Origin of the sequence: Devosia rhizoryzae (assembly GCF_016698665.1) — a bacterium.
In the GTDB taxonomy this organism is placed as follows: Bacteria; Pseudomonadota; Alphaproteobacteria; order Rhizobiales; family Devosiaceae; genus Devosia; species Devosia rhizoryzae.
This window is the reverse complement of record NZ_CP068046.1, coordinates 1,326,941-1,351,075: the sequence shown is the minus strand read 5'-3', so window position 1 is coordinate 1,351,075 and position 24,135 is coordinate 1,326,941. Positions and strand designations below refer to the sequence as shown.

Genomic DNA, 24,135 nt, shown 5'->3' with positions numbered 1-24,135 from the left:
GCTTGACCATCACCACCGAAGAACAGCTCGAAAAGCTCAAGGCCATCGGCCGCATCTGCGCCGTGGCGCGCGACACCATGGCCTCCGCCATGCGCGTCGGCATGACCACGGCGGAGCTCGACGAGATCGGCGCAAAGATCCTGGCAGAGAATGGGGCCGTCTCGGCACCGATTCTGACTTATGACTTTCCCGGCCACACCTGCATTTCGGTCAACGAAGAAATTGCCCATGGCATTCCGGGAGACCGGGTGCTCAAAGATGGCGATCTCGTCAATATCGACGTGTCGGCCGCCAAGGACGGGGTCTTCGCCGATTGCGGCGCGTCCTTTATCCTCGGCAAGGTGGATCGCCGTCTTGAAACGCTTTGCCGCGATGGCAAGAAGGCGATGTGGGCTGGCATCGGTGCGGTCAAGTCGGGCGCGCCGCTCGCCGATATCGGCACTGCTATCGGCAAGGTTGCCAAGCGCGGCGGCTATACGCTGATCCAGAACCTAGCGAGTCACGGGGTTGGGGACAGCCTCCACGACCAGCCGGGTGAAATCCCGACCTGGCCCGACCGCTCCGAACGTCGAAAGATCTCCGACGGGCTTGTCTTCACCATCGAACCCTTTCTGTCGCTGGGCGGCAAGTATGCCGAGCAGAAATCGGAAGATGACGAGTGGACGCTGGTGGCCGATCCCATGGCCCCTTGCGTCCAGTACGAGCACACCATCGTTGCGACGCCACGCGGGGCCCTGGTCGTGACCCTGGCGGCCTAGAGCCAGACCAGAAGCACCGGCCCAAGGACCACAAGACCGAGGCCAACGACGAACCTCAGATTACCTAGGCCTCGCAAGGCCGCAACCGCGAGCACCGTCGACAGCACCAGAAAGCCGATCAGGGCTACGAGCGACGGCAGCAGCGGATTGAGATTGAGCTGCGTGTTTTCGGTCAGCTGCAAATAGATCATGTGGCCGAGGGCAAAGCCCAGGAGCGCTGCGATGACGACGGCCACGGCCTTGGCGGTGATCAGGAGCGCCATGTCCAACATGCCGATCGCCACAATAAGCGCGAGGCCAGTGGCGGTGACATGAACAGCCGCAAGGGTCGTGAATACCCGGCTGTCGGCCAGAAGCGGTATCAGCTCCGGCGGCGCGTTGAGCGGCAGGGAGCCCACCATGGGCAGATTGGCGCCGTATTGTGCCAACAAGGCGATGCCATAGAGCATCACCAACGTCGTCGCTGCGAACAGCACCAGCGTGATGGCAAGGACCTTGAGCAGGTCCGTCGTATCCTTTGACATGCCTTATCCCCCTGGCGTGGCCCTAGCCGATATTACGAGGCCAGGCTGATTCTCAAACGCTATTGCGTGCCGGTCTGTGCCGCGCGGGTTTCGTCGGCCGTCGCGCCAGCAGCACGCGCACGGGCTTGCGAAACTCTTCGGAGAGTTCGCGGGCATCGGCGCGGTAATCGAGATCGGCATAGGGGTCGGGGTCGTGCGTCATTGCTCGGGGAACGGGTTCTGCCAATTCCGGATGCATGGCGGGAAACGGGAAATCAGGTGGTACGCCGGCTGGGATTCGAACCCAGGACCATTCGATTAAAAGTCGAATGCTCTACCACTGAGCTACCGGCGCGCACGCTGAACACGCCCTATGGCGTCGCGGCGGAACATAGCCGGACTTGGTCCGGTGTCAACCGCCTTGGCCGCTTATTCCGGCTGGCTCAAAGGCACGCCGTCGTAAGGTGCCGGCATGCAGGCAATGGAGACGCGCTCGAAGCGCTCACAAAGCGCTCTTGCCTCGGCAAGTTCGGTGATCGGACCGACCACGATGCGCTTGCCGTCGCCATCGGTTTCGTCGGCAACGACCGGCGAAAGGCCGAACAGCAAAGGCCCAAGCTTGACGGTCAAATCCGTCCAGAGCGCCGCAGTCTCCGTCTCCGGCACGGCAGCGCCGATGGCAATGCCATAGCCGACGCGCTCGGGCGCTTCGAGCGCAGCAACCTGCTCCACCGTTGCTGGCAGCGGCTGGTCAAGGTTCGGCGAAGGCGCCAGGCCGGGCAGGGGCGTCTGGCGGACCGCCACCGAGCCGCCATCTGCATCAAAGGTCAGCACTTGGTTGGTGCCGATAGAAGCGGTGAGGTTCTGCCGATCGACCAGTGCCGTCTCGGGGATTGCTTCGAGCAGCTTGGGGACGCTGACTTCGAGTGCGCCAACGCGCCGGACGATCTCGGTGCTGCTGCGCTCCTGCAGCGTGAAGCGGCTGACCAAGAGGTCATTGTCGCGCCGCAACTGCCCGGTCTCGTTCTGCAGCCGCGCCACTTCCTGCCGCAGCGTTTCAATCGATGCGCCAGCAACGCGCGGCTGATGCAGGCCGCCAATGATCGACTGCGGCACCAGCAGCGAAATATTGGACCCGAACACGGCGAGCCCAGCCAGTAGCAACGCCACCACACCCCAAAGGGTGACGTCCGATTGCCGGAACTGTTCGGATGCTTTAGCCAAGCCACAAATCCTGAGAGTCGCCCGAATCGCATTCTGCCTGGGCTAGAGTTGTCTCTTTGTTATCCATTCGCCAACTCTTGGCTGCCATATATTTGTAGAAATGCTGGCAGAAATGCCTGCGTGCCGGAGACACGACCATGGTTGAGCTGCTTTCCATCATTCTCGCCGCCGGCGAGGGGACGCGAATGCAGTCTGCCTTGCCAAAAGTGCTCCATCCAGTCGGTGGACTACCGATGGTCGGGCACGTCATGCGCACAGCCCTGAAGTCGGGCGCGACCGACATCTGCGTCGTCGTCGGACCCAACCATGAAGCGGTGCAGGCGGAGGTCTCCCGCCACCGCTCGGGGACGCGCTTCTTCAGCCAGCTGGATCGCCTCGGCACCGGGCACGCCGTGCGCCAGGCCCGCGAGGCCTATGAGGCGGCTGAAGGCCATGTTGTCGTTCTCTATGCCGACAATCCGCTGGTTTCGAGCCGCACGGTCGACGCCATCACCAGCCGTCTCGACGCCGGCGCCGATATCGTCGTTGTTGGCTACCGGCCCGAAGATCCGACCAATCTTGGCCGTCTGCTTACCGAAGGCGGGCGGCTTCTGGCGATCCGCGAACACCGCGACGCGACCGAGGAAGAGCGCAAGATCGGCCTCGCCAATTCTGGTATTATCGGCTTCCGCGCCGACGCATTGCGCGGCATCATCGACCGCATTGATAACAAGAATGCCAAGGGCGAGTACTACCTCACCGATGCCGTGGAACTGGCCAATGCCGATGGCAGGCGTGTCGAGTTCATCGAGGCCGACGCCGGAGAAGTCATGGGCGTCGACGACCGCTCGCGCCTTGCCGCAGCCGAAGCGCAGTTTCAGTCGCTGCGCCGCGACGACTTTATGAAGGCCGGCGTCACCCTTCGCGATCCGCAAAGCGTCTGGTTCTCGTGGGACACTGAGGTCGCCCGCGACGTCACCATCTTTCCCAATGTGGTCTTCGGCCCGGGCGTCAAGATTGCCTCCAATGTAGAGATCCGCGCCTTCTGCGATATCGAAGACGTGGTGATCGGGGAAGGCGCCTCGATCGGCCCCTTTGCCCGCATCCGCGGCGGTGCCGACATCGGGCCCAACGTCCATCTGGGCAATTTCGTCGAGGTCAAGAAGTCGAGGATCGGCGCCGGCACAAAGGCCGGGCACCTGACCTATCTCGGCGACGCGGAGATCGGAGAAAAAACCAATATCGGCGCAGGCACCATTACCTGTAACTATGACGGCGTGAACAAGGACAAGACGGTGATCGGCGACAACGTCTTCATCGGCTCGAACGCTTCGCTGGTCGCTCCCGTGACGATCGGCGATGGCGCCTATACGGCGTCAGGGAGCGTCATCACCAAGGACGTGCCGGTAGATGCCCTGGCTTTGGGCCGGGCGCGCCAGGAAAACAAGGCGGGCTACGCGCCCAAGCTGCGCGAAAAGGCGCTGGCCAAGAAAGCGGCGAAGGGAAAATAACATGTGCGGAATTGTTGGCATCGTCGGCGATGCACCCGTTGCCGGTCGTTTGGTGGATGCGCTGAAGCGCCTCGAATATCGCGGCTATGACAGCGCCGGTGTCGCAACGCTTGAAAGCGGCACCATCGCGCGGCGCCGCGCCGAAGGCAAACTTGGCAACCTCGTCACCAAGCTCGGCATGCTGCCGCTTGATGGCAATATTGGCATCGGCCACACTCGCTGGGCCACCCACGGCGCCCCGACCGAAACCAATGCTCATCCACATGCCACCGACCGCGTCGCCGTCGTCCATAACGGCATTATCGAAAATTTCCGGGAGCTGCTGACCGACCTTGCCAAGGATGGCTACCGGCCAACGTCGCAGACCGACACGGAATCCGTCGCGCTCTGGGCGACACGCGAGCTGGATCGCGGCGCCGACCCCGAATTGGCGGTCGCCCGCACGCTGAAAGTGCTCAAGGGTGCCTTCGCGCTCGCCTTCATGTTCAAGGGCGAAAATGGGCTGCTGATCGCCGCGCGCCATGGTGCGCCGCTCGCTGTCGGCTATGGCGCAACGGAGATGTATCTCGGCTCCGACGCCATGGCGCTGGCGCCCTTCACCTCGCGCCTGACGTATCTTGAGGATGGCGACTGGGCCCTGATCACGCCCAATGGCGTTACCATCCGCGATGGCCAGGATGCGCTGGTGCAGCGCGAGCAGATGGTATCGCAGGCCTCGGCCCTTCTGGTGGACAAGGGCAATCACCGCCACTTCATGGCCAAGGAAATCTACGAGCAGCCCGAGACCATCTCGCACACGCTCAGCCACTATGTGGACATGGGCGCCGAGCAGGTCGCGCTGCGCGAGGTTCTGCCCTTCAATTTCGCCGAGCTGACGCGTCTCACCATGAGCGCCTGCGGCACGGCCTATTATGCCGGGGCGGTCGCCAAGTACTGGTTCGAGCGCTATGCGCGCCTGCCGGTGGACATAGATGTCGCGTCCGAATTCCGCTACCGCGAGCCGCCGATGGAAAAGGGCGGCCTGTCGCTCTTTATCTCCCAGTCGGGCGAAACTGCAGATACGCTCGCCGCGCTGCGCTACTGCGCCGGGCAGGGCCAGCATGTCGCGAGCCTCGTCAATACGCTGGAATCTACGATTGCCCGCGAATCCGGCGTCGTCTTCCCGATCCTCTGCGGCCCCGAAATCGGCGTTGCATCAACCAAGGCATTGACGGCACAGCTGACCGCCCTGGCCAGTCTTGCAGTAGCCGCCGGCCGCGCTCGCGGTGTCATCTCACCAGAGCAAGAAGCAGAGCTGGTCCGCGCCTTGACGGCGCTGCCTTCGGCCGTGTCGCAGGCACTTTCGGCCGAAACGCAGATCATGGACATTTCCAAGCGCCTCTCCAAGGCAAAGGACGTGCTCTATCTCGGTCGCGGCCCGATGTTCCCGGTTGCCATGGAAGGCGCGCTGAAGCTCAAGGAAATTAGCTACATTCATGCCGAGGGCTATGCCGCTGGCGAGCTCAAGCACGGTCCGATCGCGCTCGTCGATGAAGCCATGCCGGTGATCGTCGTTGCCCCCTCCGACGAGCTGGTCGACAAGACCCTTTCCAACATGCAGGAAGTCGCGGCCCGAGGCGGCAAGATCATCCTTATCACCGATGCCGAAGGCGCCAAGACGGTGGGGCACGGTGTCGCCGACATCATCGAGATTCCGCATGTCCACCCCTTCGTGGCACCGATCCTCGCCACCATTCCGGTGCAGCTTCTGGCCTACCACACGGCCGTGTTCATGGGCACCGACGTCGACCAGCCGCGCAACCTCGCAAAGTCCGTGACGGTGGAATAGTTACCCGGCCCGGATCAGCGGAAGCGCGAGGTCCTTGCGGAACAGGTAAAGCAGCGTTCGCGCTGCTTCTCCGTCCGGTCCGGCGAGCGCCGGGTTGCGCTCCATCAGCGCCTTGGCGTCGTCATGGGCAAATTCCAGCAGGTGCCGGTGAACATCCGGCACGGCCAGCCGATAGCCCGGCATGCCGGACTGGCGCGTGCCAAGCAGGTCGCCCTGGCCACGTAGTTCGAGATCCTTCTCGGCAATCTCGAACCCGTCTTCCGTCGACTTGATCGTCTCGAGCCGGGCCTGCGCGGTTTCGCTCAGCGGGTCCTTGAACAGCAACAGACAAGCCGAGCGCTGCGATCCGCGGCCCACCCGTCCGCGCAGCTGATGCAATTGCGCGAGGCCGAAGCGTTCGGCATGTTCGATGATCATGATTGTGGCATTTGGCACGTCGACCCCGACCTCGATCACCGTCGTCGCGACCAGTAACTTGATTTCGTCGGCCTTGAACCGCGCCATGACCTCCTGCTTGGCCGCCGCCGACATTCGTCCATGCACCAGGGCGACCTGATCGCCGAACACCTGCCGCAGCTCGGCGAAGCGATCCTCGGCGCTGACCACGTCCAATGTCTCGCTTTCCTCGACCAGGGGGCAAACCCAATACGCCTGCGCACCCTCCGCCAATCGCGCCTGCAACCGGGAGACGACGCGAGAGTAGTCCCCGATCGAAAGCACGGCGGTGTCGATCGGCTGTCGCCCCTTGGGCTTTTGCCGAAGCACGCTGACGGCCATGTCGCCGAAATGCGTCAGAACCAGCGTGCGCGGTATCGGCGTCGCGGTCATCACCAGAAGGTCGGTGTGGCGGCCCTTGTCGGAAAGCGCCAGGCGCTGGTGCACGCCGAACCGATGCTGCTCGTCGACCACCGTAAGACCCAGGTCCTTGAACTCGATATCCGACTGGAACAGCGCATGCGTGCCAACGGCGATGTGGATCGTTCCATCCGCCAGGCCAGCCCGGATGGCGCGCCGTTCCGGCGCCGACATTTTGCCGGTGAGCAGCGCAATGCCGAGCCCCGCCTCTTCGGCGATCGGCTGGATGGTTCTGAAATGCTGGGAGGCCAGCAATTCGGTTGGCGCCATCAATGCAGATTGGGCGCCGCTCTCCGCCATGGCGGCCATTGCCATCAGCGCCACGACAGTCTTGCCCGAGCCGACGTCGCCCTGCAGCAAGCGCGACATGCGCTCGGGCGCTGCAAGGTCTACGCGTATTTCATCAAGCGCCAATTCTTGTCCCTCGGTCAGCTCGAAGGGCAAGAGGCTGCGAACCTTGTCGGTGAGTTTGCCGCTGAACTGCCGCGCCACGCCATGCGCCGAAACCATGCTCGAGCGAACAAGCTGAAGCGTGATCTGCCCGGCAAGATATTCGTCATAGGCCAAGCGCTGCCGGGCAGGGGACCAAAGCTGTCCCTGGTCCGGATCGTCCGGCAAATGCACCTGCCGCATGGCCTCGGCAAAGGGTGGCCACTTGCAGCCCGACAATGTTTCTGCCGGAATCCACTCGGGAAGGGCCGGGACGCTATCGACCGCCTGCCGGACCAGCTTGGCAAGCGCCTTGGAGCTTAAGCCATTGGTGAGCGGATAAACCGGCTCCACGAGGGGTAGGGTCGCGAACTTGTCGGCTTCGACGATGTAGTCGGGATGCGTGATCTGCTTCTCGCCGTTGAAGAAGGCAATCTGCCCTGAAACCCATCGCTCTCCGCCAACAGGCAAAGCCTTTTCGACCCAGCCGCCTTGCGCACGAAAGAAGACGAGGCTGATGTCCCCAGTCTCATCGTGAGCGAAAACCCGGTGCGGAATGTGGGGTTTGCCGCGCGGCGGCGGTTGGTGCCGGTCGATATGGAGGCGTAGGGTCACCACCTGGTTCATGTAGGCTTCGGCAATGCCGACCTGACGCCGCCGGTCAACGACCCCCGACGGCATGTGCATCAGGATGTCGAGGACGATCGCCTCCTGACCCTCGGGCGCGCCGAAGAAACGCGTCAGCAGCGCAGCCAGCTTGTCGCCCACGCCTTTGATGGAATGGAGCGAACGGAACAGCGGTTGAAGCGTTTCGGGTCTAGACACCGGCGATTCTCATGATGGGAAGGTGGCGTGCGTCGGGAGGGCTGACAATCCCCAACAAGCCGCGTAAGAGACATGTCCAAATCGAGAACAAATTTGATCATGGAAGTCGATATGACGGCCGGTGAGGACATTGCTATTCGGCGCAAGCGCTTGCGCTATCGCGCCTGGCATCGCGGCACCAAGGAGATGGACCTGATCCTGGGGCCGTTTGCAGATGCCAATATCGAAAGCTATGGCACCGCTGAACTTGATCGGCTCGAAGCGCTGATGAACGAGGAAGATCCGCCGCTCCTCAAATGGGTGATGCGCCAGGAAGAGCCGCCGGCGACTGTGGATCGAAATTTCCTCAACCTCGTCATCGCCGATCACCAGGCCCGGATCGGAAAATGAACGAACAATCACCCATCAAGACCCCGGTCCGCACCATCTCCAACGTGCCCGATGGCATGCAGCCGATGGCACTGGCGAAGCTCGTTGAGGACCGCATCAAGGCGGCTCCCGCTGATCCGGCAAGCGTCGTCTTCGTGGCCCGCGATGGCCGGCGATTGCAGCGCATGGCCGAGATCCTGGGCGCCATGCTGCCGGGACACACGATCCTGACGCTTCCCGCCTGGGATTCGCTCCCCTACGATCGCGTCTCGCCTAACAATGTGACGCTGGCTGCGCGCATGAACACCCTCGCCGCCTTGACCAGCGGCGCCAAGGGCGCCGTGGTGCTGACGGCAGTGAACGCCTTCATCCAGAAACTGCCGCCGCGAGACGTCGTCAAGAAGATGAGTTTTTCAGCCGCCGTAGGCCGCGTGGTGGACAGCGAAAAGCTGATCGCCTGGGCGTCCAACAACGGCTATCTGCGCGTGCCGACTGTTCGGGAAAGCGGCGAATATGCAGTGCGCGGCGGCTTGGTCGACCTTTATCCGGCCAGCGCCGAAGCGCCGCTGCGTTTCGACTTTTTCGGCAGTCAGCTGGAAACGATCCGCACCTTCGATCCCGACTCGCAGCGCACCACCGGAACGCTGAAACGCATCGATCTGACGCCGATGAGCGAAGTGGTTCTGACCGAAGAGACCATTCGTCGATTCCGCCAAAACTATACGGCAGCGTTCGGTGGCAATACCGTCGATGACACGCTCTATGCCTCGGTCAGCGGCGGCTCGCGTTACTCCGGCACCGAGCACTGGCTGCCGTTCTTTTACGAGCACATGGATAGGCTCGCCGATTATGTGGGCGACGCGCCTTTCGTCTTCGACGATCAGGTCAAGGAAGCCTTTGCCGACCGCGCCGGCCAGATCGCCGATTATTACGAAGCGCGCGAAAGCGCGCGGCTGGCGCCGCCGGTCGCCGGGGCAGGGGCCCCGTACAAGCCGATCAAGCCAGAACTGCTCTATGATATCGACGTGGAGCCGACCGAACTGGCCGGCACGACCGTCATCCAGTTTTCGCCCTTCCTCTCGCCGCAGACCCGCAAGGGTGACGATGCCGGGGGGCGCATTGCCCCAAGCTTTGCCGCTGAGCGCGTCGCCTCCGACGTCAACCTGTTCCAGGCCGTGGTCGATCGGCTTCTGGCTGAGCGCAAGGCAGGCCGCCGGGCGATCATCGCCTGCTGGAGCACCGGCACGCGCGACCGCATGGCCCAGGTTCTCAAGGATCATGGCCTCACCAATCCGCGCCTCGCCGAAAACTGGCGCGATGCCGAAACCACCAGCGCTGCGACGACCTCTCTTGTCGTTCTGCCTCTGGAATCGGGCTTCGAAACCGAAGATCTCCTTGTTCTCTCCGAGCAGGACATCCTCGGCGAACGCATCTTGCGCCCGCAGCGCAAGAAGAAGGCGTCCGACGCGCTGACCGAGGCGGCGAGCCTTAATGCTGGCGACCTCGTAGTCCATGTCGATCACGGTATCGGTCGTTTCCTTGGTCTCAAGGTCATCGAAGCTGGCGGCGCGCCGCACGAATGCGTCGAACTCGAATATGGCGGCGACACCAAGCTCTACCTGCCGGTCGAGAATATTGAACTCTTGACCCGCTACGGGTCGGACGACGGCAATGTGACGCTCGACAAGCTTGGCGGCGTTGCGTGGCAGGCCAAGAAGGGCAAGCTCAAGAAGCGCATTCGCGAGATGGCGGAGCAGCTTATCAAGCTGGCTGCGCAACGCTTGCTGGTCAAAGCCGATGTCATGGACATCAATGCCGGCGCTTATGACGAATTCGCCGCACGCTTCCCTTATGAAGAGACCGAGGACCAGCTGACCGCGATCGATGCCGTTTTCGACGACATTACCTCGGGCAAGGTCATGGATCGTCTCGTCTGCGGCGATGTGGGCTTCGGCAAAACCGAAGTGGCACTCCGAGCCGCCTTTGCGGTCGCACTTTCGGGCAAACAGGTTGCCGTGGTGGTCCCCACAACCCTGCTCGCGCGTCAACATTTCAAGACTTTTTCCGAGCGCTTCCAGGGCCTCCCGGTCCGCGTTCGCCATGCCTCGCGCATGGTGCCTGCGGCAGAGCTTAAGGCTACCAAGGACGGGCTGGCCGATGGTCAGGTCGACATCGTCGTCGGCACCCATGCTTTGCTGTCGAAGACCATCAAGTTCAAGGACTTGGGCCTCCTCATCATCGACGAAGAGCAGCATTTCGGCGTCACCCACAAGGAGCGCCTCAAGGAGCTCAAGGCCAACGTCCACGTGCTGACGCTGACCGCAACGCCCATCCCGCGCACCCTGCAACTCGCACTCACCGGCGTCCGCGACCTTTCGCTGCTGGCAACCCCGCCGGTCGATCGCCTGGCGATCCGCACTTTCATCTCGCCCTTCGATCCGCTCTCGATTCGGGAGGCGTTGTTGCGAGAGAAATACCGCGGCGGCCAAAGCTTTTACGTCGTGCCGCGGATTAAGGATCAGCCGGACATTGCAGAGTTCTTGCGCAGCCAGGTGCCAGAGGTTTCGTTCGTCGCTGCCAACGGGCAGATGGCGCCGGGCGAGCTCGACGACATCATGAACGCCTTCTACGACAACAAATTCGACGTCCTGCTGGCGACGACGATCGTCGAATCGGGCCTCGATATCCCCAACGCCAATACCCTGATCGTGCATAGGGCTGACAATTTCGGTCTGGCCCAGCTCTACCAAATCCGCGGCCGCATCGGTCGCGCCAAGGCCCGTGCCTACGCGCTGTTTACAGTGCCGGCGGACAAGAAGCTCACCGACACGGCGGAGCGCCGGCTGGGCGTGCTGCAATCGCTGGAAACGCTGGGCGCGGGCTTCCAGCTCGCCAGCCACGATCTCGATATTCGTGGTGCTGGTAACCTCCTGGGTGACGAGCAGTCCGGCCACATCCGCGAAGTCGGCTACGAGCTTTATCAGTCGATGCTCGAAGAGGCCGTGGCAAACCTCAAGTCCGGCGAAGAGGAATACGAAGACCAGAACGAGTGGAGCCCGCAAATCTCGCTGGGCATGCCGGTGATGATCCCCGAGCACTACGTGCCTGACCTGACGCTGCGCATGCAGCTTTACCGCAAGCTCGGCGATCTCGACGATATCCGCTACATCGACGCGGCAGGCGCAGAACTGATCGACCGCTTCGGTCCGCTACCGGAAGAAGTCGAGTCGCTGCTCAAGGTCATCCTGGTCAAGGCCCTGTGCCGGCAGGCCAATGTCGAAAAGGTTGATGCAGGGCCCAAGGGTGCCGTGCTGACGCTGCGCAACAACGAGTTCCCCAACCCGGCAGGGCTGGTGAAGCTTGTGAGCGATCCCGCCAACCAAGTGCGCATCAAACCCGATCAGAAACTCGTGTTCGTGCGCAATTGGCCTTCGGCGGAACAGCGCCTCAAAGGGGCTGCGGCGATCCTCTCCAAGCTCGCAAGACTGGCAGAAACCGGGGCTTGAGCGCCCCGGCGTAAACCCTCTGGCCCATAATCATTTAGCAAGGGTGATCGGTCATGTTATTGCCCGATTTGAGCCCTTGAAGGGCATGACATTTCCCGAGGTGGCGAAGAGCCGCCGCGACCGCCATGGAAGGCAAGGACATTTTGATGAACTTCAGCAAACCTCTCGTTGCGGGTTTTACGGCCGCCGCGCTCATGCTGTCCCCGCTGTCGGTTTTCGCCCAGGAGACCACCAACACCACTGAGACGCCTGCCGCTGAAACTCCAGCTGCTGCGGCGCCCGCCGAAGGCGGTGCCGTGGACGAAGTGGCTGCAGCTGTTAACAATCTTGCATCGCAAAACTGGCTCAAGGTCTGCGACCCGCTCGACGACGGCCAGAAGGCGTGCCTCCTGCGTCAGGTCGTGCTCGCCAATGGTCAGTTCCTCGGCTCGTTCCTCCTGCGTGACGATCCGGGCCAGGAATCGCGTCTTCTCGCCGTTGCCGCTGTTCCGCTTGGGGTGCTGCTGCCCTTTGGCCTGACCTGGCAGATCGACAATGCCAAGCCGGTGCGCGTGCCCTACATGCTCTGCGACACCATGTCGTGCTCGGCTCAGCTGGTGATCAACGAGCAATACGTCAATTCGCTCAAGCGCGGCGGCAAGCTGGTGCTGACGGCCAAGAACCGCCAGAATCAGGATCTTGCCATCGAGATCAATCTCTCCGGCTTTACCGCCAGCTATGACAGCGATGAAGCGCTGACCTTCGAACAGCTGCAGCAGCAGGAATCGGGCCAGAACGCCCTTGAGCAGGTTCTTCAGGATCGTGCCGAACAGCTGCGTCAGGAGCTTTCCACCGACGGCACCACGCCTCCTGCCGACGGCGCGGCAACGCCTGCTCCTGCAGGCGATGGCGCTGCTGCACCGGCCGAGGGCACTGCTGCACCGGCCCCTCCGGCACAGTAAACTTGATCAAGATACGCTGATCAGGGGCGCGGGAAACCGCGCCCTTTTTCTTTCCCCGGCTAGCGCTGCCCCATGCCGAGCGCAAAAGCTTGCCGCCGCAGCTGCGGCAAGAGCTTCAGCGCCCAAAGGCCTCCCGCGCGCAGAGCCTGGCTGGGTAGCATCTCGGCCAAGAGCGATCGGAAGAGAGCGTCGACCACGCCGCCCGTGCGGGCCAGATCTCCGGTCCGGCGCCTGGCGTAATCGGCCGAGGCGGCAAGAGCCCAGTCAGGTAGACTCCGGTCCGCAGCATTGACTGCCGCCAGCATGTCGGCGACGTCGCGCAGCCCAAGGTTGAGGCCTTGTGCACCAATGGGCGGGAAGGCGTGTGCCGCCTCGCCAACCAGCATCGTGCCATCCCGTCCCGCCTGCTCCACGCTCAACGTGCTGAGAGGGAAGACGAAACTGGGGGACGCAAGCGTGATAGACCCGAAAAGTCGATGCGAACGCTCGTGCAAGGCTGCGAGCAGTGCTTCAGGTCCGGCTGCCTGCGTCTGCCGCAGCATCTCTTCCCGCTCGATCCAGACCAGATTGGCCCGATTGCCGCCTGCCGGCACCAGGGTGAATGGCCCGTTGGGATAATGGAACTCGATCGACGTCTTGCCGATGGGACGGCCCAGATCGAGATCGGCAACAAGCGCAGCCTGTTCGAAGTGATGCTCGCGCGTGCCGATCCCGGCCTCGGTCCGGATCAGCGACTTCTTGCCATCCGCGCCCACGACCAGCGGTGCCCGCAGTTCGGATCCGTCTGTCAGAGTAACAGCGCCTAGATCTTCGATGCGGCGGTAAGCGGTAACCGCGGCGTTCCGGGTCTGCAGCGCGGCAGGCGCCACGGCGGCAAACTGGGCCAGCAGAGCGGCATTGCCAAAATTCCAGCCGAAGGCGGAAAGACCCGTCTCGGCCGCATCGAACAGGGTTTCGGGCGCACGGATCAGACGGGATGTCGCATCGATGATCCGAATTGCGTTCAGCGCATGCCCGAGAGAGGCAGGATCTTCGATCAAACCGCCCTCGCGTAAAAAGTCGACGCTCGGCATCATCAGCGCCGAAGTACGCCGATCGGGCGGTGCGGAAGGCGCCAGATGGATGACGTCAACACCAGCACGCGAAAGCGCCACTGCCGCAGCAAGTCCGGCTAGGCCACCGCCAACAACGATTACATCGGCATCCTGCCTCATGCCATTTTCCCGGGTTCACGAAGGGCAGCACTCTGCCGCCACCATACAAGTCTACCATCTGTAGCTACGCCGAAGCCAGCAGTGCCGACTTGGTGAAATGGCACGCAGTGTCGCGGGCCAAGATTTCTCGTTCTGGCCCTCTTCACCGCGGAACAGCCGCCCCATAGATTGTCGCCGAACAGACTCGGATGGAGCCTTCGATGCTTGAACTTCTGGCAGACCCCAATGTGTGGATCGCTTTTGCGACGCTGACGATCATGGAGATCGTGCTCGGCATCGACAACATCGTCTTCATCTCGGTCCTCGTGTCGCGCCTGCCACGCGAACAGGCCGAATTTGCACGCAAGCTCGGCATTAGCCTGGCGCTAGTCTTCCGCATCATCCTGCTGTTTTTGATCAGCTGGATCGTTCAGCTGCAGGATCCGGTTTTCGAAGCCTTCGGCCGCGGCTTCTCGTGGAAGGATATTATCCTGATCGCCGGTGGTGCCTTCCTGATCTACAAGGCAACACACGAAATGCATGCCGCCATCGAGGACGACCACGAGGTCGGCCCCGGCGACGTGGTGAAGGCGTCGCTGCAGGCGATCCTTGTGCAGATCGTCGTCATCGACATGGTGTTCTCCATCGACTCGATCATCACCGCCGTGGGCATGGTACCGGCGGACCAGGTGTTCGTGATGGTTGCTGCGGTGCTGGTGGCGGTCGGCGTAATGTTCGTCGCCTCGGGCCCGATCGCCAAGTTTGTGGCGGATCACCCGACGACCAAGATGCTGGCTCTGGCCTTCCTCTTGCTGATCGGCACGACACTGGTTGCCGATGGCCTGGGCTTTCATATCCCCAAGGGCTACATTTACTCAGCCATGGCCTTCTCGGTTCTGGTCGAGGCCTTCAACGTTTTCGCCAAGGGCCGGAAAGCCAAGCGGCTGGGGCGGAAAAACACGTTCACTCCGTTCACTGGCGACACCGGCTCGGTGTCGTCCGATGCAGCTTTGGCCGCGTTGGGCGGCGCTGCGGTAAGCGCAGCGAAAGCGACGACGTCGAACGCGGCTCCTGCTGTTCAGGCAGTGCGACCCAAAAATCCAGCCCAGGCAAGACCCAAATCGGCGCCGCGCAAGCCACGGACCCCGAAATGACCCGGGTCATTGCAGTTAACCGCACGGGCGGACCCGAGGTCCTTAGCATCGAGAATTGGGACATCGGCGAGCCCGGTCCCGGTCAGGTGAAACTTCGGCAGACCGCCGTAGGTCTCAATTTCATCGATACCTACCAGCGCTCCGGTCTTTATCCGCTGCCATTGCCCTTCGTTGGGGGAAATGAAGCTACTGGCGTGGTGATCGCCATTGGCGAGGGCGTCACGGAGGTCAAGGTGGGCGACCGGGTCTGCTATCAGGGCACGCCGGGCGCCTATGCAGACGAACGGCTGGCGCCTGCCGCCAAGCTGGTGCCGATCCCCGAGGGGATCGACGACCAAACGGCCGCCGCCGTGCTGCTCAAGGGCCTCACGGCGTTCTACCTCCTATTCAAGACCTGGCCTGTACAGGCTGGCGAAACGATCATCTGGCACGCCGCGGCCGGAGGCACTGGCCTGATCGCAACGCAGTGGGCGAAAGCGCTGGGTGCCACGGTGATCGGCACGGCGGGTAGTCCCGAAAAGGTGGCGCTTGCCAAGGCACATGGCTGCGACCACGTGATCGACTACAAGTCCGAAGATTTTGCCGCCCGGGTCAAGGACATTACTGGGGGCAGGGGCGTCGACGTCGTTTATGACGGCGTCGGAAAGGCCACCTTCGAAGCCTCGCTCGACTGCCTGCGACCGCGCGGGCTCATGGTCAGCTTCGGCAATGCCTCTGGCCCGGTCTCAGTGCCCGACCTCGGCATCCTCGCGCGCAAGGGCTCGCTCTACGTAACGCGGCCAACAGGTCTGCATTACTTTGCCGAGCGTAGCGCCTTGCTCGAAGGCGCCGATGCGCTTTTTGCAGCGATCAAGAGCGGAGCGATCAAGGTGGAGATCGGCCGCACGTTTGCGCTTGGGGATGTCGCGGATGCACATCGGGCGCTGGAAGGGCGGGAAACGACGGGGTCGGTGGTGCTGCTGCCTTAGGCGGGCACAAAAAATTGGCGTAGATCCGCAGCAACCGAGCTGCCGGTCACATCGATTGTCGCGATATCGATCTGCTCCTTGCCACCGGCAATGCCGAAACGACGCTGCGTGCCGCTGCCTTCACCCGGGGTCGCAGGAAAGAGCAGCATTAGCCGGTCACAACGATAGACCCTGGCATAGGCCATGACCTGATAAACGTCTGCTTGACCAACTCCAACTCGTCGATCTGTGGCTTCCCAGGCGAGCTTTTTCCATTTGGTATCGACGATGGCAGCAATTTCGCGATCGGCATTGCGAACAATGATGTCGGGCTTGGTCTGGAAGTGGGTGCCGCGGCTTTCCTGACCGGCATGCCACTCACCCAGGCAATAGCGAAGGCCACCCTGGGCGGTGACATTCATACCCGTGCCCACAAGGGCACGCCGCAGTTGGGCCGCGATATAGGCTTCGAAAAGATCGTTCATCGGAAACAGCAAGGTTATGCCGCTGTTCGACACGGCATCATGGCTGGTGCCCTGCCAGTTCCGCCGCAGAAACAGCGCCGCCAATTCATACAGACGTTTCCAGTGAATATTGCTCCGGTCCAGACGGACTTGCGCCCAGGGAAGGGCGCGCGGTGCAGCGTCGGGAATATCGGCGAGAACAAACCGCAGTTCAGCGAGCTTTCTTTGCGTTTCTGAAACTCTGGCGTAGCGCAGCAGCGCCAAGACGCAGGCCTTCATGATCCGCATCAGTGGCGTATCGGGATCAAGCACATCGAATTTGGAGGCAAGGCGATCTGGTCGCACCGCGTGCACGGTGAACTGCCGGGTGATGTCCAGCCGCCCCCGTAAAGCAGGCAGGTCTTCGGCATAGGGAGCGTACTGCCGCGGGAGGCCCCGCCGGACTTCGGCTAGCAGATCATCGGCGAAGAGGCGGATAAGGACATCCAGGAGCGTTTCGTCCTGTCGTGCCAGGTTGGCATCCTGACCCGTCGAAAGCTGGAGTTCAAGGGCGACATCGAGCATGTGGAGCAGTCGCCGTCGCACGGTCGGGCTATCCTCGGCGGGAGATGCCGGATCGACTTTAGGCAAGATTTCCAGGGTACTGTCGCCGGCCGCGAGGACTCCGACGACTTGCCTTGCGGTCAGATGGCGATGATGGTCGGCAAGGATCCTGGTGCCCTCCCTGCCGCCGCTTGGATGCGTTCGCGCCGCCGCAAGCAGGAGATTTGCCTCCTGGCGCGTGTAGCCGCCATCGCCCACGGCGACCTTGCCCCATTCGCTGATGGTGCGGTGGGTCACTGCGTAGCAGCTTGCCGGGGTCCGACGAGCCGATCGTAGGCGTCGTCGGAGAAATAGTCTTTGACGCGCCAGCTGACGCGCACTTCGCCACCATTATCGGTGGGATCATCGAGCATGCGCGCTTCCAGAAAGGCGCCGCCGCGACTGGCGCCGTCTCCGAGCACGGCAGCAAGACGCCCCCAATCGTCGAAGAAGAATTCCTGCAGGAGCGGGATGACCTTGTGCCGCATAGTGGCGTCGATGGCCGCCCGATCGGCGCCACCCTCACCCATGAAGAAAGCATGGCCGATACGATGGTCACGATCGATGAGGTATTCCAGGCGGTCGTTGATCGTTTCAAGCACATGGCGGAGCGGAACGCCGTCGACATCGTCGAGCCTTGATGGATCGGGTGGCGTTTCCTGAAACTGAAAGCGCCGCCTGAGCGCGGTGTCGAGCAGGGCGATCGAGCGATCGGCGGTGTTCATGGTGCCGATGATATGAAGATTGTCCGGCACGCCGAAGTCGCGGGTGGAATAGGGCAGGCGAACCGACAGAGCATTTGGCTGGCCCAGGCGCTTGTCGGGTTCGATCAGGGTGATCAATTCGCCAAAAACCTTCGAGATATTGGCCCGGTTGATCTCGTCGATGATCAGGACGAACTGTTCGGGTTTAGCATTAGCGACGGAAACGGAGGGCTGGTCGCTGCTAGAAATCAGGCGGCTCAGGGCTGCCAGGTTGATGCGCTTGGGAGCGATCGCATAGAGCGTGCGCATCGTGAAATTGCCGTCGACAATGGTGGTGAGCGGCAGGGGTTCATCAAGGACCAGCACCCACTTCACCTTTCGCCGATGGGCATAGTAGCCGTCGGCCAGCGGCTCGAAATAGTAGTCGCCGGTGATTTCGGCGATGGCACGAAATTTCGAATTGCCTGCTGGCACGATGACGAGGTCGCCGATCTGCAACTCGCTGCGAAAAGTGAAGGTCTGCGACCAATTACTGGGGGTGCCGTCTTCAGGGTGAAGGCGCAACCATTCGGCTTTGATGGCTTCGATGGACCTGAACTGGGGGTCGGTCCAATCGACGGCGCCGCCCCAGCCCAGCGCGATGTAATTCCCGGCGAGCGCGGCCTCATAAACCTCGTCTTCGGTGCCGACCGCGCCTTGTCCCATCTTCCAGAAGCGCTTGTCTTCAATACTGTCTGGTGCATTCGGGCTGGACGGAGCGGGCTTGAGGCGGGCCTGATCAGCCAGCGCGCAGACTTCCTGGAAGATGCCCGCCTTGGGCTCGAGCCGGAAGCCGGCGCTTGCGCCGTCGGCGGTCTCCGGGCGTAAGCCCTCGACAAAGCTTTCATAGTCGTAGCTTTGGTGGAAGGTGACGAAGGTGATGCGTTTTTCCAAACGCAGCTCTTCATATCTGGCCATGAGCGCCGCCCGGTCGGCGGGAGCAGTGCCGTCGCAGAGCTCGACCGCTTTTTGGGCTGTAACGTAAGTCTTGCCGGTTCCTGGCGGGCCATAAAAGATCAAGTTGCTTGGCGCGTTGGACAGTCTTTTCGACGCCACCTGCGGAACGACAGCCGTCTCGACCGCCTCTCGCGTTAGCGCTCGCGAGCTTTCGAGCCCGGGGCGCAGTGCGGCGGTGAACTGGCGATAGTTTTCCAAGGTCGAGCGGTAGCTCGCCAAATTGTTGTAGATGTTGCCATCGATGTCGAAGCGGGCCGGATTGGCGCGGCCGGCGCGCTCGTCGTCGCGGCTATAGGCCAGCTGGTTCTGCAATCCGGATAGTTCGCCGGCGTCGAGGAGGTCGAGGTCGCCATAGGCCTGGTCGAGACGTTTTGCTCTGGCGATCTGGGTCGATACGGTACCAGCGTCGTGGCCTCGGCCAGTCAGCCAATGCCTGAATTCGTTCTCGCGCAATCTGCCCTCCCGCATTGTGCGGAACGACGATGTCTGGCTTGGGCAAATCTGGCAAGTGGCGGGTAGAGAGGGATTCGAACCCCCGGAAGGCTTTCACCTTCGCCGGTTTTCAAGACCGGAGCAATCAACCACTCTGCCATCTACCCGTAGGCTGCCGTTTACCGGGGCTTTGTGCCGCTGTCCAGAGCAGGCGGTGCTCTCAGGCGGGTTGCATGTTTTTGCCGCGTCGCTATGAGACACACATGCCCAAGCGGAGGATGATGGATGAGCCGCAAAGAATTTGATGTGTCGCGGATGCGGCGTATGAAGCGGGTTGCCGGACGCCACGGTTTGACGATCCTTACAGCGGAAAAGCTGAAGGTACTTGGGCAGCCGGGCGGGCATCAGTTGCGGGAAGATGCGACGTTCAAGATCGTCTATGGCGATGTGCCAAAGCCCTTTTCTGCGTCGCTCGACGATATCGAAGCCTATATCGAAAAGCTGGAGGCTGGCGAAGCGTAAGCCTTGCTGTCCTTGTGTTCGAGGCCCGGTGCCGGCCCGCGCCCAAGATAACGTTATTTAAAACGTAACAGGAATCGTCACACACTGCTTCTCGTAGGCTCGTTCAGGGCATTACCCGCCCTGGACTTTTGTGGCTGCGGGAGAGGCGGACATCTTGCCTCCCCTCCTGCTCTAGTGTGGAGGCGCGTTACCGTGTTTACCCTGATCAACGCCGACGCCGACGAAGACGACGCAGAAATCACCGATCCTCAGGAAATCGCGGAGCTGTTCGCAGCCATCGCCGCCGTTGCCATCGAAACCATCGGTGCCGGCCAGGCTCGCCTGCTGTTTGAGGCCGTGGTGGAGCAGGAGGGCCGCGATCCCAATTGACCCTATTCCTTTCAACAGCTGATTAAACTGCACCCTCGGGTGTGAAAACGATGAAGCCTCGGCGGCGGAGCAGGCCCGATCGGTCCTGTCCGTCGTTTCGAGGCTTCGCTTTTGATGAATGCGGAGCGACGTTGGATCAGGAATGGGTTGCGATTGTGCCTCTGGGAGACAGTGCGCTGCTGATCCGCTTCGGCACCGAGCTTGATGCCGAGGCCAATCGACGCGTGGTGAGCTTCGCGCGGTGTCTGGCTGACGACCCGCTAGACCAGGTGCTCGAGATCGTCCCGAGCCTTGTTTCGGTGCTGGTCCGTTTCGACCCCCTCGTGGCCGATCCGGTGCGCCTCTCCGGCGAATTGTCACTCCGGCTGCAAGGAAATCAGGCTCACGCGCCAAATCGGGCGCACGAGCTTACGGTTCGCTACGATGGTCCGGATCTCTATGAGGTTTCATCAGGCCTGGGCATGTCGAACGAAGACTTCATCACCCGTCACAATACGGCGCCCTTGCGCGTCCTGGCGACCGGCTTTGCACCCGGTTTCGTCTACTGCGGCTTTCACCCCGAAAACATGATCCTGCCTCGGCGCACAGCCGTGCGCTCCATCGTTCCGGCCGGCAGCATCCTGTTCGCGGCAGGACAGACTGCGATCGCAGCGACCGATGTCCCGACCGGCTGGCACGTGATTGGTCGCACCGACTTTCGCAACTTCGATCCGGGCTCCACGAGACCTACCGTGCTCGAGGCCGGCGATCTTATTCGATTTGTCGCTGCCTGATGCCTACGCTGCTGCGGATTGAACGGGCGGGGCCGCTGACCACAATTCAGGACCGAGGCCGTTTTGGCATGCTGCGGCATGGCGTGAGTGCGTCCGGACCCATGGATAGGGCTGCCTTCGAGCGTGCCGGCCTTCGTTCCGGCGCCATCGATGATGCCGGTATCGAATTCACGCATTCAGGTCTGGCTTTGGTCGTGGAGGGCGAACCGGCCAGAATCGGCTGGGCTGGAGGCAAGTTTCGGGTTGAGCTAAACGGAACGGAGCTTCTCTGGCCGGGTTCGGCAGTACTCAAAGAAGGAGACAACTTGTCGATCACGCCGGGTTCCAGCGGGGTCTACGGCTACCTGCGCTTTAGTTCGCGGCTTCAACTTCCGGGCGTGCTGGGAAGCGTGGCGACAAGTTCCCGCGCAAGGCTAGGCGGCCTGGAGGGGCGGCCGCTACGTGCAGGTGACGAATTGACGCTGATCGGGAAAGGCGTTCAGCCCATCGACATCATCGAGCCCGACGGTAGTGACGCACCGATCCGCTTCATCTGGGGCGTGCATGCGGAGCGCTTTTCGAAGAACGTCCGCGAACGCTTCACCGACGCGACTTTTCGAGTGAGCCCATCCATGGACCGCATGGGCGTGCGTCTCGTCGACGAGGGTGGCGTGTTCGCGGGAGCCAGCATCCTGTCCCTCGTCTCGGAGCCGGTCATGCCGGGTGATATCCAAATCCTGGGAGATGGCACACCGATCGTCCTTATGCGGGATCATCAGCCCACCGGTGGTTATCCGCGCATCGGCACCGTCATTACGGCAGACCTTGATCGTTTCGCGCAGCTGCGCGGCGGGAGCACGGTTGCTTTCGCACCGGTGACGGTGGACCATGCCCATCGCTTGTTGCGGAGCACATCATGACCAGCATCGATCTTAACGCTGACCTCGGCGAAGGCATGGGCACCGATGATGATCTTTTGAGGATCGTCTCGAGCGCCTCGATCGCCTGTGGCGGACATGCTGGAGACGCCGCAACCATCCGGCATGTACTCAAAGTCTGTAAAGCGCGGGGCGTGCGTGCTGGCGCCCATCCGGGCTATGCCGACCGGCAACGCTTCGGCCGTTTCCGGCTGAACCTTCCGCAAGATCAATTGCTCGGTCAAATCCAGGAGCAGCTCTTTCTCGTCCGGTTCATCGCCGATGAGGTCGGCGTGCCCCTCACATACGTCAAGCTGCACGGCGCGCTCGCCAACCAGGCAGCCGAAACGCTCGACTTTGCCGTGAGCATTTTCGCAGGCATCCAGGCGATCGACCCAAAGCTCGCCGTCCTGGCACTGGACAACAGCGAGCAGGTGCGTGGAGCCAAAGCATTGGGCTTGCCGCTGATCCGAGAAGCCTATGCCGATCGCGCTTATACGGCGGCTGGCCTGCTGGTCTCCCGCTCTGAGCCGGGGGGAGTCATCCATGATGTGGATGCAGTGGTCGAGCGTTGCGTGCGGCTGGCGAAGACGGGCGAGATCGTCGCGATCGACGGGACCGTGATCCGTTCCGCCGCGCGGTCCATCTGCTTGCACGGCGACACGCCCGGCGCCGTCGACATGGCAAGGGAAGTGCGGGATGCTCTCGAGGGGGAGGGGATCACCATCGCTCCTGCCGCTTTGGAGATGAACATACCCTGAGACCTCCGAAGGGAGAGGGTGAGATCGGCATTATGCCTTTGGGACGAAGGTCTCAGGGTAGCTAGGGCGGCACGGGGCCGGATCAGATTGCCAGGTATTCGTGGCGGAGTTCGGTATTGTCGAGCACTTCCTTGGCGGTGCCGGTGAAGACCACCTCTCCGGTGTCGAGGATGACGGCACGATCGGCGAGCTTTAGAGCGGCGACCGCATTTTGTTCGACGATGATGGTCGTGATGCCCAGTGGCTTGATCGAGTGGAGTATGCGCTCGATTTCCTGGACGATGACGGGCGCCAGCCCTTCATAGGGCTCATCGAGTAGGAGGAGCTTGAGGTCGCGGGCCAGCGCGCGGGCGATGGCCAGCATCTGCTGTTCGCCGCCGGAGAGCGTCACGCCATCCTGCTTGCGGCGTTCGGCGAGGCGGGGGAAGCTCTGGTAGATTTGCTCGAGACCCCAGCCGTTTCCTGGCGCCACCTTTGCGAGCGTGAGGTTTTCCTCAACGGTCAGTCCCTGGATGATGCGCCGGTCTTCCGGCACCAGCTGGATGCCCGCCCGTGCGGCTTCAAAGCTTTTCATCTTGTGAATGGCTTGGCCGTCGAGCCAAATTTCGCCCTGGCGCATCTCGGGATTGTCGGTCCGGGCGATGGTCCGCAAAGTCGAAGTCTTGCCAGCACCGTTGCGGCCGAGAAGCGCCAGGATCTCGCCCTTGCGAACGTCGAGCGACACGCCCTGCACGATGTAGCTTTCGCCGTAATAGGCGTGCATGTCGCGGACCGAAAAGAACGGACGCGATGTCTCGACTTCGGCGGCGCGGACCGGGATGGCTTCGGCAGTCATGGCGATAGCACTCATCAGTGGGTGCCTCCAAGATAGGCTTCCTGGACCTTGGGATTTCCGCGCACGTCGTCGGGCGATCCGTCGGCGATGATGCGGCCCTGAGCGAGCACAGAAATCTTGTCAGCTAGGGAGAACACGACATGCATGTCGTGCTCGATGATGACCTTGGTCATGCCCCGTGCCTTGATCTTCTGCAGCAACTCGATGGTCGTGTTTGTGTCGTGCCGGCTCATGCCGGCCGTGGGTTCGTCCAGCAGCAGGAGGCGCGGATGCTGGATCAAGCACATGGCCAGTTCCATCCGTCGCTTGTCGCCACGGCTGAGGCTGCCAGCCAGCATCTCGCGGCGGCCGAGCATGCCGACATCCTCCAGCATGTGCTCGGCCTCGGCGCGGATACCTGTTTCGCTGTCGAGTGAACGAAGCATATTGAGCTTGAACATGCCGTCGCGCTTGGCAAGGGCCGGGATCATGACATTGTGCAGCACGCTCAAGTCGGCAAAAATTTCCGGCGTCTGGAACACGCGGGCAATACCGAGCTGGTTGATCTGAAACGGCTTCTTTCCCGTCAGTACGGCGCCGTCGAAGACGACTTGGCCGCTGGAAGGCGCCAGTTTGCCGATGATGACGTTCAGCAGCGTCGACTTGCCGGCGCCATTGGGGCCGATAATGGCGTGGGTTTTGCCTTCCTCAACCTGAAGATCGATGTCTGCGAGGGCGTGGAGTCCGCCGAAGCGCTTGTGGACGTCCGCGACGTGCAGAACAACATTGGGATTGGTCAT

At 62.2% G+C, this 24,135-nt stretch carries 22 protein-coding genes and 2 tRNA genes; 13 read left to right on the top strand and 11 right to left on the bottom strand.

All coding sequences use genetic code 11. The features are described 5' to 3' along the window. The first annotated feature begins 2 nt into the window (after window positions 1-2). Window positions 3-758, top strand: coding sequence for a type I methionyl aminopeptidase (gene map, locus JI748_RS06765; RefSeq protein ID WP_201636218.1), 756 nt, complete (start codon window positions 3-5; stop codon window positions 756-758). Here the strand turns inward: map and JI748_RS06760 are convergent. The 4 genes from JI748_RS06760 to JI748_RS06745 all read right to left on the bottom strand — a co-directional run bounded on the left by JI748_RS06760 (window position 755) and on the right by JI748_RS06745 (window position 2,485). After that, window positions 755-1,282 (bottom strand): hypothetical protein, encoded by a 528-nt coding sequence (locus tag JI748_RS06760; protein WP_201636216.1) that lies wholly within the window; start codon window positions 1,280-1,282, stop codon window positions 755-757. The two genes, map and JI748_RS06760, sit on opposite strands and share 4 nt — an antisense overlap. 52 nt (window positions 1,283-1,334) lie before the next feature. Further along, entirely contained in the window at window positions 1,335-1,484 is a 150-nt protein-coding gene (locus JI748_RS06755; RefSeq protein ID WP_201636214.1) for a hypothetical protein, read from the bottom strand. 57 nt (window positions 1,485-1,541) lie between these two features. Next, window positions 1,542-1,616, bottom strand: a tRNA-Lys gene (locus tag JI748_RS06750). 74 nt (window positions 1,617-1,690) lie between these two features. After that, complete coding sequence (locus tag JI748_RS06745) at window positions 1,691-2,485, bottom strand: hypothetical protein (RefSeq protein ID WP_201636212.1); 795 nt, start codon at window positions 2,483-2,485, stop codon at window positions 1,691-1,693. Between the two features lie 137 nt (window positions 2,486-2,622). Here JI748_RS06745 and glmU point away from each other — a divergent pair, with 137 nt between their 5' ends. Further along, the gene (glmU, locus tag JI748_RS06740) at window positions 2,623-3,975 is read left to right on the top strand and encodes a bifunctional UDP-N-acetylglucosamine diphosphorylase/glucosamine-1-phosphate N-acetyltransferase GlmU (protein WP_201636210.1); all 1,353 of its coding nucleotides are present in this window, start codon (window positions 2,623-2,625) and stop codon (window positions 3,973-3,975) included. Window position 3,976: 1 nt separating this feature from the next. After that, entirely contained in the window at window positions 3,977-5,803 is a 1,827-nt protein-coding gene (gene glmS / locus JI748_RS06735) for a glutamine--fructose-6-phosphate transaminase (isomerizing) (protein ID WP_201636208.1), read from the top strand. On the opposite strand, the gene recG is transcribed toward glmS, so the two are convergent. Further along, window positions 5,804-7,912, bottom strand: a complete 2,109-nt coding sequence (gene recG / locus JI748_RS06730; RefSeq protein ID WP_201636206.1) for an ATP-dependent DNA helicase RecG — start codon at window positions 7,910-7,912, stop codon at window positions 5,804-5,806. It abuts the gene before it with no gap. 99 nt (window positions 7,913-8,011) lie between these two features. On the opposite strand from recG, the gene JI748_RS06725 reads away from it, so the two are divergent. The 3 genes from JI748_RS06725 to JI748_RS06715 all read left to right on the top strand — a co-directional run bounded on the left by JI748_RS06725 (window position 8,012) and on the right by JI748_RS06715 (window position 12,728). Further along, a complete protein-coding gene (locus tag JI748_RS06725; protein ID WP_201636204.1) occupies window positions 8,012-8,302 on the top strand; it encodes an FAD assembly factor SdhE in 291 nt (96 codons plus the stop codon). Next, a complete protein-coding gene (mfd, locus tag JI748_RS06720) occupies window positions 8,299-11,787 on the top strand; it encodes a transcription-repair coupling factor (protein ID WP_201636203.1) in 3,489 nt (1,162 codons plus the stop codon). The genes JI748_RS06725 and mfd overlap by 4 nt, the downstream gene beginning before the upstream one ends. 146 nt (window positions 11,788-11,933) lie before the next feature. Then, entirely contained in the window at window positions 11,934-12,728 is a 795-nt protein-coding gene (locus JI748_RS06715; protein ID WP_201636201.1) for an invasion associated locus B family protein, read from the top strand. Window positions 12,729-12,787: 59 nt separating this feature from the next. Here the strand turns inward: JI748_RS06715 and JI748_RS06710 are convergent, their stop codons facing one another. Further along, on the bottom strand, window positions 12,788-13,942 hold the full coding sequence (locus tag JI748_RS06710) for an FAD-dependent monooxygenase (protein ID WP_201636199.1): 1,155 nt from the start codon (window positions 13,940-13,942) through the stop codon (window positions 12,788-12,790). Between the two features lie 200 nt (window positions 13,943-14,142). On the opposite strand from JI748_RS06710, the gene JI748_RS06705 reads away from it, so the two are divergent. Continuing rightward, complete coding sequence (locus tag JI748_RS06705) at window positions 14,143-15,075, top strand: TerC family protein (RefSeq protein WP_201636197.1); 933 nt, start codon at window positions 14,143-14,145, stop codon at window positions 15,073-15,075. Continuing rightward, window positions 15,072-16,043, top strand: a complete 972-nt coding sequence (locus JI748_RS06700) for a quinone oxidoreductase family protein (RefSeq protein WP_201636195.1) — start codon at window positions 15,072-15,074, stop codon at window positions 16,041-16,043. The genes JI748_RS06705 and JI748_RS06700 overlap by 4 nt, the downstream gene beginning before the upstream one ends. Here the strand turns inward: JI748_RS06700 and JI748_RS06695 are convergent. The 3 genes from JI748_RS06695 to JI748_RS06685 all read right to left on the bottom strand — a co-directional run bounded on the left by JI748_RS06695 (window position 16,040) and on the right by JI748_RS06685 (window position 19,367). Then, the gene (locus tag JI748_RS06695) at window positions 16,040-17,326 is read right to left on the bottom strand and encodes an McrC family protein (protein ID WP_201636193.1); all 1,287 of its coding nucleotides are present in this window, start codon (window positions 17,324-17,326) and stop codon (window positions 16,040-16,042) included. The two genes, JI748_RS06700 and JI748_RS06695, sit on opposite strands and share 4 nt — an antisense overlap. After that, window positions 17,323-19,221: an AAA family ATPase gene (locus tag JI748_RS17490; RefSeq protein WP_267911609.1), complete on the bottom strand. Its 1,899-nt coding sequence runs from the start codon at window positions 19,219-19,221 to the stop codon at window positions 17,323-17,325. The genes JI748_RS06695 and JI748_RS17490 overlap by 4 nt, the downstream gene beginning before the upstream one ends. Before the next feature lie 56 nt (window positions 19,222-19,277). Continuing rightward, a tRNA-Ser gene (locus JI748_RS06685) sits at window positions 19,278-19,367 on the bottom strand. 118 nt (window positions 19,368-19,485) lie between these two features. Between JI748_RS06685 and JI748_RS06680 the strand changes: the two genes are divergently transcribed. From JI748_RS06680 to JI748_RS06660, 5 genes are all read left to right on the top strand, one after another. Further along, window positions 19,486-19,722: a hypothetical protein gene (locus JI748_RS06680; RefSeq protein ID WP_201636189.1), complete on the top strand. Its 237-nt coding sequence runs from the start codon at window positions 19,486-19,488 to the stop codon at window positions 19,720-19,722. A gap of 192 nt (window positions 19,723-19,914) precedes the next feature. Then, complete coding sequence (locus JI748_RS06675; RefSeq protein WP_201636187.1) at window positions 19,915-20,091, top strand: hypothetical protein; 177 nt, start codon at window positions 19,915-19,917, stop codon at window positions 20,089-20,091. 155 nt (window positions 20,092-20,246) lie between these two features. Further along, window positions 20,247-20,864, top strand: coding sequence for a 5-oxoprolinase subunit B family protein (locus tag JI748_RS06670; protein ID WP_201636185.1), 618 nt, complete (start codon window positions 20,247-20,249; stop codon window positions 20,862-20,864). Then, window positions 20,864-21,763, top strand: coding sequence for a 5-oxoprolinase subunit C family protein (locus JI748_RS06665; protein WP_201636183.1), 900 nt, complete (start codon window positions 20,864-20,866; stop codon window positions 21,761-21,763). Before JI748_RS06670 ends, JI748_RS06665 begins: the two co-directional genes overlap by 1 nt. After that, window positions 21,760-22,521, top strand: a complete 762-nt coding sequence (locus JI748_RS06660) for a LamB/YcsF family protein (RefSeq protein WP_201636181.1) — start codon at window positions 21,760-21,762, stop codon at window positions 22,519-22,521. The genes JI748_RS06665 and JI748_RS06660 overlap by 4 nt, the downstream gene beginning before the upstream one ends. A gap of 82 nt (window positions 22,522-22,603) precedes the next feature. Here JI748_RS06660 and JI748_RS06655 read toward each other — a convergent pair whose 3' ends face one another. Both JI748_RS06655 and JI748_RS06650 read right to left on the bottom strand, forming a co-directional pair. Continuing rightward, window positions 22,604-23,356, bottom strand: coding sequence for an ABC transporter ATP-binding protein (locus JI748_RS06655; RefSeq protein WP_201637091.1), 753 nt, complete (start codon window positions 23,354-23,356; stop codon window positions 22,604-22,606). 14 nt (window positions 23,357-23,370) lie between these two features. Next, window positions 23,371-24,135 (bottom strand): ABC transporter ATP-binding protein, encoded by a 765-nt coding sequence (locus tag JI748_RS06650; protein WP_201636179.1) that lies wholly within the window; start codon window positions 24,133-24,135, stop codon window positions 23,371-23,373.

Bases quoted from the DNA above. Each gene is read 5' to 3' on its own strand.
- JI748_RS06760 (WP_201636216.1), bottom strand. From the start codon at position 1,282: ATGTCAAAGGATACGACGGACCTGCTCAAGGTCCTTGCCATCACGCTG.
- JI748_RS06755 (WP_201636214.1), bottom strand. From the start codon at position 1,484: ATGACGCACGACCCCGACCCCTATGCCGATCTCGATTACCGCGCCGAT.
- glmU (WP_201636210.1), top strand. From the start codon at position 2,623: ATGGTTGAGCTGCTTTCCATCATTCTCGCCGCCGGCGAGGGGACGCGA.
- glmS (WP_201636208.1), top strand. From the start codon at position 3,977: ATGTGCGGAATTGTTGGCATCGTCGGCGATGCACCCGTTGCCGGTCGT.
- JI748_RS06725 (WP_201636204.1), top strand. From the start codon at position 8,012: ATGGAAGTCGATATGACGGCCGGTGAGGACATTGCTATTCGGCGCAAG.
- mfd (WP_201636203.1), top strand. From the start codon at position 8,299: ATGAACGAACAATCACCCATCAAGACCCCGGTCCGCACCATCTCCAAC.
- JI748_RS06715 (WP_201636201.1), top strand. From the start codon at position 11,934: ATGAACTTCAGCAAACCTCTCGTTGCGGGTTTTACGGCCGCCGCGCTC.
- JI748_RS06710 (WP_201636199.1), bottom strand. From the start codon at position 13,942: ATGAGGCAGGATGCCGATGTAATCGTTGTTGGCGGTGGCCTAGCCGGA.
- JI748_RS06705 (WP_201636197.1), top strand. From the start codon at position 14,143: ATGCTTGAACTTCTGGCAGACCCCAATGTGTGGATCGCTTTTGCGACG.
- JI748_RS06700 (WP_201636195.1), top strand. From the start codon at position 15,072: ATGACCCGGGTCATTGCAGTTAACCGCACGGGCGGACCCGAGGTCCTT.
- JI748_RS06680 (WP_201636189.1), top strand. From the start codon at position 19,486: ATGAGCCGCAAAGAATTTGATGTGTCGCGGATGCGGCGTATGAAGCGG.
- JI748_RS06665 (WP_201636183.1), top strand. From the start codon at position 20,864: ATGCCTACGCTGCTGCGGATTGAACGGGCGGGGCCGCTGACCACAATT.
- JI748_RS06660 (WP_201636181.1), top strand. From the start codon at position 21,760: ATGACCAGCATCGATCTTAACGCTGACCTCGGCGAAGGCATGGGCACC.
- JI748_RS06655 (WP_201637091.1), bottom strand. From the start codon at position 23,356: ATGACTGCCGAAGCCATCCCGGTCCGCGCCGCCGAAGTCGAGACATCG.
- JI748_RS06650 (WP_201636179.1), bottom strand. From the start codon at position 24,135: ATGACCAATCCCAATGTTGTTCTGCACGTCGCGGACGTCCACAAGCGC.